Source organism: Coleofasciculus sp. A1-SPW-01 (genome assembly GCF_040217205.1).
Classification (GTDB): domain Bacteria; phylum Cyanobacteriota; class Cyanobacteriia; order Cyanobacteriales; family Coleofasciculaceae; genus Coleofasciculus; species Coleofasciculus chthonoplastes_A.
The window spans coordinates 67374-76668 of sequence record NZ_JAVJNP010000083.1 but is presented as its reverse complement, the minus strand read 5'-3'; the positions used below and the strand labels follow the sequence as shown (position 1 = coordinate 76668).

General features: G+C 46.4%; 9 protein-coding genes. 4 read left to right on the top strand and 5 right to left on the bottom strand.

Translation table 11 applies throughout. The annotated features are described in order from the left end of the window. The first annotated feature begins 481 nt into the window (after positions 1-481). Both RH949_RS12750 and RH949_RS12745 read left to right on the top strand, forming a co-directional pair. A complete protein-coding gene (locus tag RH949_RS12750) occupies positions 482-1648 on the top strand; it encodes a pyridoxal phosphate-dependent aminotransferase (RefSeq protein WP_446353551.1) in 1167 nt (388 codons plus the stop codon). A gap of 428 nt (positions 1649-2076) precedes the next feature. Then, a complete protein-coding gene (locus tag RH949_RS12745; RefSeq protein WP_006101608.1) occupies positions 2077-2394 on the top strand; it encodes a slr1957 family protein in 318 nt (105 codons plus the stop codon). A 19-nt stretch (positions 2395-2413) separates the two neighbouring features. Here RH949_RS12745 and RH949_RS12740 read toward each other — a convergent pair whose 3' ends face one another. From RH949_RS12740 to RH949_RS12725, 4 genes are all read right to left on the bottom strand, one after another. Then, positions 2414-2914 carry an orange carotenoid protein N-terminal domain-containing protein gene (locus RH949_RS12740; RefSeq protein WP_446353549.1) on the bottom strand — a complete coding sequence of 167 codons (501 nt, stop codon included), beginning with the start codon at positions 2912-2914 and terminating at the stop codon, positions 2414-2416. 521 nt (positions 2915-3435) lie between these two features. Continuing rightward, positions 3436-4488, bottom strand: a complete 1053-nt coding sequence (locus RH949_RS12735; RefSeq protein WP_446353547.1) for a DMT family transporter — start codon at positions 4486-4488, stop codon at positions 3436-3438. A 267-nt stretch (positions 4489-4755) separates the two neighbouring features. After that, a complete protein-coding gene (locus tag RH949_RS12730; protein WP_006101809.1) occupies positions 4756-5142 on the bottom strand; it encodes a hypothetical protein in 387 nt (128 codons plus the stop codon). 69 nt (positions 5143-5211) lie between these two features. After that, positions 5212-5493 (bottom strand): DUF1830 domain-containing protein, encoded by a 282-nt coding sequence (locus RH949_RS12725; protein ID WP_446353545.1) that lies wholly within the window; start codon positions 5491-5493, stop codon positions 5212-5214. A gap of 303 nt (positions 5494-5796) precedes the next feature. On the opposite strand from RH949_RS12725, the gene RH949_RS12720 reads away from it, so the two are divergent. Both RH949_RS12720 and RH949_RS12715 read left to right on the top strand, forming a co-directional pair. Further along, positions 5797-6213: a PAS domain-containing protein gene (locus tag RH949_RS12720; protein WP_446353543.1), complete on the top strand. Its 417-nt coding sequence runs from the start codon at positions 5797-5799 to the stop codon at positions 6211-6213. Between the two features lie 299 nt (positions 6214-6512). After that, entirely contained in the window at positions 6513-8084 is a 1572-nt protein-coding gene (locus tag RH949_RS12715) for a sensor histidine kinase (protein WP_446353541.1), read from the top strand. A gap of 212 nt (positions 8085-8296) precedes the next feature. Here RH949_RS12715 and RH949_RS12710 read toward each other — a convergent pair whose 3' ends face one another. Then, the gene (locus RH949_RS12710) at positions 8297-8899 is read right to left on the bottom strand and encodes a molybdenum cofactor guanylyltransferase (RefSeq protein WP_269546299.1); all 603 of its coding nucleotides are present in this window, start codon (positions 8897-8899) and stop codon (positions 8297-8299) included. Between the last annotated feature and the right edge of the window lie 396 nt (positions 8900-9295).

Genomic DNA, 9295 nt, shown 5'->3' with positions numbered 1-9295 from the left:
CTTGATGAAACTCTAGTGAATTTTCACCCAGGGCATAAACTATGAAGGAAGTGGTAGCGTTAGTGAAGCCTAGAACGTCGGTCTAGCAATCAGTTATCCCCCACTTCCCTTTTAGATCGCGCTTCCGTCCGCCTATTTGATCCCGCTGCCGTCCCCCATAAAAAGGGGGAAGACAGCGGATGCTTCGCTTTTTGTTCCATGGGGGAAAGCAGATGTTGCTTCTCTTTTTGTTCCATGGGGGAAGCCAGAGGATGCTTCGCTTTTTTGGCACGGGGAAGCCAAAGGATGCTTCGCTTTTGATTCCATGGGGGAGACTAAAGGATGCGAGAGCTTTTTTTGCGTGGGGAGAACCATAGATTATTCAAAGTCCCCCTTAAAAAGGGGGATTTAGGGGGATCTAAAGGGTAAGTGAAGTTTTGAGATTAAATTGACTCAAGAACCAACGACGTGCGCCCTTAATTGATTTGATTATCAGTCGCCGATGTCTACCTTAACGTCTCGCATGGAAGCGGTTCAGTCACCTGTGATTCCCATCGTTGGGGAACTGATTCGCCGTCATCCCGGTACGATTTCCTTGGGACAGGGTGTTGTGTATTACCCTCCCCCACCAGAGGCGATCGCCCGATTGCCGGAATTTCTGGCTGATCCTGATAACCACAAGTACAAGGCGGTTCAGGGAATTGCACCGTTACTATCTACTATTGCCGCTAAACTGCACACAGATAACCGGATTACCCTCAATCAACACAACTGTATCGTTGTCACCGCAGGGGCAAATATGGCGTTTATGAATGCTATTCTCGCCATTACCTCTCCCGGAGACGAGATTATTATTCAAACGCCTTACTATTTCAACCACGAAATGGCTATTACCATGGCGAGTTGTCATCCGGTACTTGTGGCAACGGATCAGAATTATCAACTGCGTCCTCAGGCGATCGCCAACGCCATCACGGAGAAAACCAAAGCCGTGGTGACGATTTCACCGAATAATCCTACTGGGGCGGTTTACTCTAAAGCCGCGTTACAGGCGGTAAATGAACTCTGTCGGGAACGGGGAATTTATCACATTAGTGATGAAGCGTATGAGTATTTTACCTATAACGGCGTCAAACACGTTTCCCCGGCGGCTTTTCCCCAGAGTCACTCCCATACGATTTCCCTGTATTCCCTATCTAAAACGTATGGGTTTGCCAGTTGGCGTATCGGCTACATGGTAATTCCCCAGCATCTGCTGGCGGCGGTAAAGAAAATTCAGGATACAATTCTGATTTGTCCTCCGGTTGTCTCCCAGTATGTCGCCTTAGCCGCCTTACAGATGGGAATGAGTTATACCCAGCCGCACATTCAGGCGATCGCGACGGTGCGACAGTTGATATTAGAGGCGTTACAGCGATTGGATGGGTTGTGTGCGATCGCCCCCGCCGACGGCGCGTTTTACTTTTGGCTTAAAGTTAATACCTCAGTCAACCCAGTCGAGTTAGTCGAACGCTTAATTCGCGATCATCGCGTCGCCTTGTTACCCGGTACAACCTTTGGTATGGAAGAGGGCTGTTATTTGCGAATTGCTTATGGGGCGCTACAAAAAGAAACAGTCGCCGAGGGTATTGAACGCTTAGTGCAAGGATTACAAACCATTTTGTCCTGAGACACCAACCAACCCCCTCATTGACAAACAACGAAGGCTGAAAGGGTGACAAGCCGTCTTACACCTTTGAAAATGAGGCTTTGAGCGATAAATATCTCCAAAGATGAAGTCTTATTGACATCCTGATTGACAGATGAAGTCCTGATTGACAGATGAAGACCACCAGATGAGGTATGGGATTAGCGAAGCGTTGCGCAGGGGGTCTGGGGGGCTAGTCCCCCAGAAAAAACTGCTATCTCTGACCCTATCTGTGACAAGAAGAAATGGGCTAAAAGCTGGATGGCTCAACACTTCAGCTAGCTTGTCACCCCGTAAGCCAATGACCAATAACGAATTAGGTATTTATTCCTCTTTTAGTCTGGAAAAAGATTTGCTAATGTTATTGAGGCTGTAAAGCAGACTAATTTAACATATTTTAACAAAATCCGATGCAACATTACTGTGAAGCTTGGTTAAACGAATGGTGCTACGAAAACGGCTGGACTGACTTATATATTGAGCGCAATAACTATTGGGCGTTCCCACCGGGCGCTGTAATTCCAGAACCACTACCGACGGACGCCTTGAAATGGATTAAAGCGGAAAAAGGCTGGAGTGGCGAAGAAAAATGGTGGTCAATTGGGGCAATGTTGGTTACTGTTGTTGCCGCTATTTTGACCGTTTATTTCCAGTCGCCTATGCCTTTGGGTGTAGCCTTTGCCTTTGCTGCTGTAACAGTTGGGCTATTAGAAGTTGAACTTGAATAGATACCCAACCGCCAAATTCCTAAGCGGCTAAAGGGGCAACACCCATCTGGTCAATGATCTCATTGAATAGGGAAATTTGCTCATTCAGATCTAATAACGCGATCGTTCTCAACAGGGTTGTAGCTGAGGAAGAAAGCGAAGAAACTATTGCCACTGGACTCACTTCACCTGTGGACATCCAATCAAATAGCTGAGTCCAAAACGCCAGTTTGGTTTTCAACGTGAATAGTCCGTATTGACGACTGATGGGGCTATCTGTCTCCTGTAATAAGTCCTGCATCGCCGCTAACTGTTCAGTAGCAGGCATTTGCTTGATCCGATGCAGCAACCCTTGGGTCAAAAATAGCCGTGCCGCACCCGCAGGTGTTGGCGCTAGAGAACAACCTAGGTTTTGGTACATTCCCCAAAGCAGCCCTAACTGATCCTCAACAGACAGGCGCTGGAAGTCGTTAAACGCCTGGTTAACGGCTGGCTTGAGTTCAAGAGTTGCGGTGGGCAGTTGGTTGGTAATGAACATCATCCACGAAGTAGGGCAGCAATTAGTTAACAATTGTTCAAAGTAGTTATTCTAATTGTAATAAAACTTAAACGGCAACTCTACGTCAATTGGGATTTAAACCAGGTATTACGACTTGACAAACGTTCAGAGATAGCCGTAAAACCGCTGTAGTAGCGGCATAGAGGGCTGGAGAGAGCATTTCCCAGGTATCGATTTAAATTCCTGATTATTCCTATAGCCTAAATGTAAGACGGATGGTACTGACTTAAGCTGGTTTCGTAGTAGGCACTTTAGTGCCAGAAGCGCTAAAGCGCTGACTACAAACTCTAAAGTCAGTGCCATTCAAGTTAAGACGAATGGTACTGACTGGTATGCTGGTGGGCAGTGCCCACCCTACGGTATATCCTATCCGACTAAATCCGGGTTAACTACCCCCCTGATAACCCAGTCCGCGCAGGCGGACGCAAGTTTGTGTAGCAGCGATTTCAATCGCCGTGGCAAAAGGGGATGATATGAACCTCAAATAGTCCATAACTGGTGGTTCAAACCCCTTTAAAGCCCACCTCTGTATCCGCTTCCTTATCGGAATTCCCAGGTGGCAGCGTAACCGTTTCCGCCATTTTGCGAAACACACCAATTTGATTGAGGACAATACCGCCAATAATCACCGCCCCACCAATATATTGCGCCATCGTAGGCGCTTCCCCCAGAATAAAATAAGCCGCTAAAATTCCAGCAATGGGGCTAAAGGAACTCGCTAAGGAAACATCGGCTGCACCCGTTATCTTTAACCCCCGAAACCAACAGAGTTGACCCCCGACGACAATCACCATGCCGTAAATCAACATCCATCGCCAGAGAAAGGGCGAAAACACATCCATAAAATGATTGGGTTCAAACAGCATCAAGACAACGACAAAGAACACTAACGTTGCCATTGCCATGCGATAGATGCTGAAAATAGCCAAGGGAATCTGGCGTAACTTTACCTTACTAATAATCGTGGACAAGGCTAACGCCACAGCACCACCTGCGGCAAATAATTCCCCTCTGCCAATCTGGAATCTTCCCATATTCACCATATCCGTGGCGGGAGTCTGAAGTAATACAGTCAGAGAAACGCCAATGAACGAAACCACCGCACCCGCTATCACCCACTTATTTACCCGTTCTCCTAGCAATAGTATGGATAATGCCAGAATCAGGGGCGGTTCAATGCGACCAATCAAGACCACATTATTGACCATGGTCAAATCCAGTGCCATAAATGTTAAAGCCGGAGCTAATGCCCCGGACAGTATTGCCACCCCCGTCAGTCCTAGCCAATCTGTCCAGGATAGACGTTTTAAGGATTCAACATTCCACTGCTTGCCATAGATGAAGATCAGGGCGATTAAGGCACAAAGATTTCCCGCAAACAGAATATTACAGAACGAGATGGGATTTCTGCCATCAATTAGATTTTGATCTCCCAAATTTGTTAACATCCGGATTACCGCATTGGCTGATGCGAAAATCACAATCGCAATCAACAGATAAGCGCGTCCGGGAATTCGATTGAATACATTAGCCGGGTTCGCTGTTCGTCTGGACATCAGGTGAAGGGAGACTCCTCAAGTGACTCAGCCAAAACCGACATGATTTGGCGTTGGCGACTATTGTATCATCCAACGTTTTCATCGTACTCTTACACTCCAGATCCCCGACTTCTTTGTTGAAATCTTGCTTACCTAAATGAATGGGATTCAGAAGTCGGGGATCTACCGGAATGTTTAGCAGACAAAAATTATGTCTAGGTACTTCGTGTAAGTATTCAACCCAACATAATATTAAGTCCTGTGCTGTATCCTGATCTCAACGCCTTAATAGCCGAACCAACGATAGACTTTTTTGTTGGAACTCATCGCTGCATTAGCAGAACGGTTATCTTCTGACGCCGGGGAAGGTAACGTTTTTTTTGTCTGCGTTTCCAGTAGAGCAATAATAATCTGATGAATCAGTTGTTCGACCATCATTCGCTCTTCTATGGAGGAGTAAAAGCGTCTAGGGTTTTTGGGGAGTTTTTCAGATTCGTACAGGATAGTATAAGATTGATCTGGAATTTGACTTAATACCTGATTTATGAGCTGGTTAAATAATTCTGCCTGAGCAAAAGCCTCTTGATAAGGAGTCTCTGGATAAGTTGCCAAGATATCTTTGACTTCTTGAATGACAAGGAGACAGGTTAGATTGATGATTTTCTGCGACATGATCCTGATCGTCTTGTTTAGGATTAGGGTTTACTGAGGCAATCACACAAAAAAATACTTGACAAAGAATCAGGCTTCGAGTTTTACTAGCAATTTTTGACAATTAACTAGAGAAGAAACCGCTTCATTAAGCATAATCTCTAAGTTAGATTCAGAGTCAGCTTCAAACAGGAAACGTTCACCGGGAAAAATAACCCGTTGCCAATTAGTATGGGATTGATTCACAAGCCGGATAACCTGAACCGGGCTGGTGTGATTGATATAACAGCAGAGACTTGGGTGACTATTAGATGTACTTTGGCTGGGTTGAGAGACGGAAGTTGTTTGACGAGAAGTGGTTTGAGAATTCATATCTATCTGTAAATAGAGAGTGAGTAGCTATGAGTCAGACGAGAGGTTGCTAATCCTAGCCGGATAGGGGTCGAGCTGGGATGACAGTAGATCTCGGTTCTTATGTCTTATCAGTCGGGATGACGCTCAAACCTTGAACTTTACTGACATCTAGCAGCATATCAATTCCCACTAGACTCTTACGTCTGTCTAAAGATGGGGACTTATATGAAGTTGCTTTGTTACGCTGAACACAGACGTATTTGCAGGGCAAAATCAATTAATCCTTCCCAAACACGGCATAAGACACCGGAAAACCTATCTATGGGGGAATATTTACACAAGAAAATGAGTGCGGGGACGTTTAACCGTGACTTGAAGCGGTTTATGCAGCAACTTGAGGCATTACAAGGACGCTTAGATCGGCTTTACCACTGTGTCAATGCTGCAAACGACCAATCCCACCTACTACCCTCAGCCTTTAAAGAACTCGGTATTGCTTCAGAAGAACTGCAAGTGGCAATAGAGGAACTTCTAGCACAGGCGGAGCAATCGGCAGCGATGCAACTAGAATTAGCGGCTGAACGCCAGCGTTATCAACACCTATTCCAGTTTTTGCCCCATGCTTACCTAGAAACGGATACCAACGGGAAAATTATAGAAGCCAATCAAGCTGCTGCCAACCTACTGAATGTATCGCAGCGGTTTTTAGTCGGTAAACCCCTAGTGCAGCGGGCATAAAAATACTTGAGCAGCTTCGTAGATACGATGAAGCAGGGGGAGCAGAGGGAGCAGGGGAAGCGGGGGGAGATATTAGCTGTTCAGTTATTTCTGCCTTCTTGCACTAGATATCTATTTGATTAAGCCCTCAACTAAAGTTGGGGCTAAAAGCTAAAACCCGTTGAAACGGGTTCAAAGAGTTAAGCTAAAATTGTGGAAGAGATTTTACCATTGAATCGGGCGCAAGTCTTTGCGCCCCTACGGTTTCCGGGCGTAATTCTAATTCATCAAATTGGGTGTGCCACGCCACTACTTATACAATGTTTCAAGCTACTCGTCGCCGTCTGGCACTTTGGTATACAACAGTTACGGCTGTCTTATTATTACTATTCGCGACAGGGGTTTACTTGTACGTCCGCAGCACCTTAATTGAACGGGTAGACGATACCTTAAAGCATGTGGTGGAAGTTGTCGATCGCTCTCTAGTGATTCAGCCCAGTGAGGGAACGGTTACTCCTTATCAGATTAACGTAGAAGCCAGTTTTCGCGATAATACCCAAGCGGTGGAAGATGACCACATTGACTTAGAATGGTTTAGTCCCACGGGTGAGTTGCTGTGGTCAACCCTATCAGAACCCCTGGATATTCCCCTGCATCCCCGACAAACAGCGGAAACTGTCCATCTATCCCCGGATCACCTGTTGCGTCAGTTCACCAAGCGAGTCGAACTGGGACGCTATGTTTTAGGCTATTTACGGGTGAGTCATCCCTGGTTTGAAGTCACCAAACCCATCCGCCAGTTAATCGTCGATTTAACGGTGGGAACAACCCTAATGATTCTCTCCACCGCCGCGATTGGTTGGTTACTCTCAGAACTTGCCATGAAACCCGTGCGCGACTCCTACCAACGGTTAAAACAGTTTACTGCTGATGCTTCCCATGAGTTAAGAAATCCCATCGCCACGATTCAAACCAACGTGCAAGTGGCGCTAGCCGATCCCGATATGGAACCGCAATGGCAACGCCATCAACTTAAGGTAGTAGAACGATTAACCCAGCGCTTGGGACGATTGGTGAATGATTTGCTATTTTTGGCGCGGGTTGATAGTGGTATGGTACAACCCGAATGGCAACCTGTCCCCCTAGATGCGTTGCTGATGGAAGTGATTGAAGAACAACAGTTAATTGCCGATCAAAAAGGTATTTTTCTGTCGCTGCATTTGCCAGAAATTCCGGATTTCGATTTAAAATCTAACGATACGAGTGCTGAATTATCCGTTGATTCTACCTCGGAATCAGACGCACGCGATCGCACCGTTCGTAGTGAGCGCTTTAGCGCTTCCGCCCCCCGCTCCCCCCTATACCCCTTAGATGACGAAGCATTTACCGTTCGTAGTGAGCGCTTTAGCGCTTCCCAGCCCCCCCTACAATCCTTAGATGACGAGGTGTTTACCCTTCTGGGCGACTGGAATCAATTAGCGCGTTTATTCACCAATCTTGTCAGTAATGCAGTGCAATATACGCCACCGAAAACGGACAAAGACGAGGAAGGATGGGTACAAGTAAAACTTGAATTGGTTAAGCGTCCTAGTAAAGGTGGACGACAGGGTTCCTCCTGGATTCAAGTTCAAGTTCGCGACAATGGTATTGGGATTCCCGAAACCGCATTACCACTGATATTTGATCGCTTCTATCGCATCGATCCTGCCAGAACTAAAGATGCGGCGGCAGGTTCTGGATTAGGGTTAGCGATCGCTAAAGCTATTGTAGACAATCATCACGGTCAGATTCACATAGCCAGCACACTGAATCAAGGTACTACAGTAACGGTTAGTTTACCCATCAGTCCGCTTGATTCCCCCAAACGACTGTATGTCGGTGTTAAGGATTAATGAATAAGTAGTGTACTGAGGTGAAAAGAATAGAACTAAGAAAAAGGGGAGAACAGTAGGAAGTTGAGGTTACTTGAGCTTTATGAGTACAGCAGAAAAATTGATATGTAGATACTTAGTGGATGGTTTGGATATCAACTAAATACGTATAAATACTGAATACCCTATCGTGGCAGTCGCTGCGACCCTTATCTCAGGCAGCCCGACAGATGCTAATTGATCACTTTCAAGTCTTCTGGGGTATTACAGTTAAATAAAACCTGGCGATCGCGAACTGGAAGTTCCTGGACAGGATGCTGCGCCAGCCATTTTTGAAAGGATCGTCCTCCCTGATTAATATAATCGATTAATTGGGGTAAACATTGGCGTCGGTAAAAACCACATAGAGGTTCCCATCCTTTGGGACTTCGGGGGAGTACAGCCATCACCTCTTTGGGAGCATTTGTTAACTGACTACCCCAATTGTGCAAAACCTCAACTTGAAGTTGGGGCAAGTCACAGGCAAGTAAAAGCACCCAATCCCGTTTCACTTGAGTTAATCCTTGAGCAAATGCGACCAAAGGACCATGGGATTGAGCCTCTCCCAAAAGCAGCATTTCTTGGATGAGATGGCAATTTTTCGGTAGAATATCTCGATATCGTTCGGGCCAAGGAGTGACCACAAAAACTTCACGAGTACATTTAAGGGCAATGGTACAAACCTGTCTCAGTAACGGCATACCTTGAATAGGAATCAAGGCTTTGTCCTGACCCATGCGAGAACTTTGTCCACCCGCTAAAACCATCGCTGAGAAAGAAACATGGGAATCCGTCAGCACAGCAGACAGTTCATCGGCTAAATGCAGCCGTCCTCGCCGTACCGCCCGCAGTAGGCGATCGATAACGCATTTCTCGTCTGTACTGAGATCTTCGCCTAAAATCGCTGCCATCAGTCCATAGCGGTCAGCTTTCGTCATGTAACCAGAACTGGTGGCTTGGGCAAAGAGTTCCGAGAGAGCGCCCGGAAGAAGAATAGGTGATTGCATAGACAGCTACCGCGCAACATCGCTCAAGTCAAGTTATGTTAATTTTCCTCAAATTTTACAAACAGAAAGTGATAACCCTCCGGCAGCCCTGTGATACCGATCACTTCGAGGGGAAGCTGGGGAAGCAATGTAGAGACGTGCCATGGCACGTCTGGGAGCGGGGGAAGCGGGGGGAGCTGACAGGTG

Excerpts from the sequence above, each read along its gene's own strand:
- RH949_RS12715 (WP_446353541.1), top strand. The coding sequence starts at position 6,513 with ATGTTTCAAGCTACTCGTCGCCGTCTGGCACTTTGGTATACAACAGTT.
- RH949_RS12750 (WP_446353551.1), top strand. The coding sequence starts at position 482 with ATGTCTACCTTAACGTCTCGCATGGAAGCGGTTCAGTCACCTGTGATT.
- RH949_RS12720 (WP_446353543.1), top strand. The coding sequence starts at position 5,797 with ATGGGGGAATATTTACACAAGAAAATGAGTGCGGGGACGTTTAACCGT.
- RH949_RS12735 (WP_446353547.1), bottom strand. The coding sequence starts at position 4,488 with ATGTCCAGACGAACAGCGAACCCGGCTAATGTATTCAATCGAATTCCC.
- RH949_RS12730 (WP_006101809.1), bottom strand. The coding sequence starts at position 5,142 with ATGTCGCAGAAAATCATCAATCTAACCTGTCTCCTTGTCATTCAAGAA.
- RH949_RS12745 (WP_006101608.1), top strand. The coding sequence starts at position 2,077 with ATGCAACATTACTGTGAAGCTTGGTTAAACGAATGGTGCTACGAAAAC.
- RH949_RS12740 (WP_446353549.1), bottom strand. The coding sequence starts at position 2,914 with ATGATGTTCATTACCAACCAACTGCCCACCGCAACTCTTGAACTCAAG.
- RH949_RS12725 (WP_446353545.1), bottom strand. The coding sequence starts at position 5,493 with ATGAATTCTCAAACCACTTCTCGTCAAACAACTTCCGTCTCTCAACCC.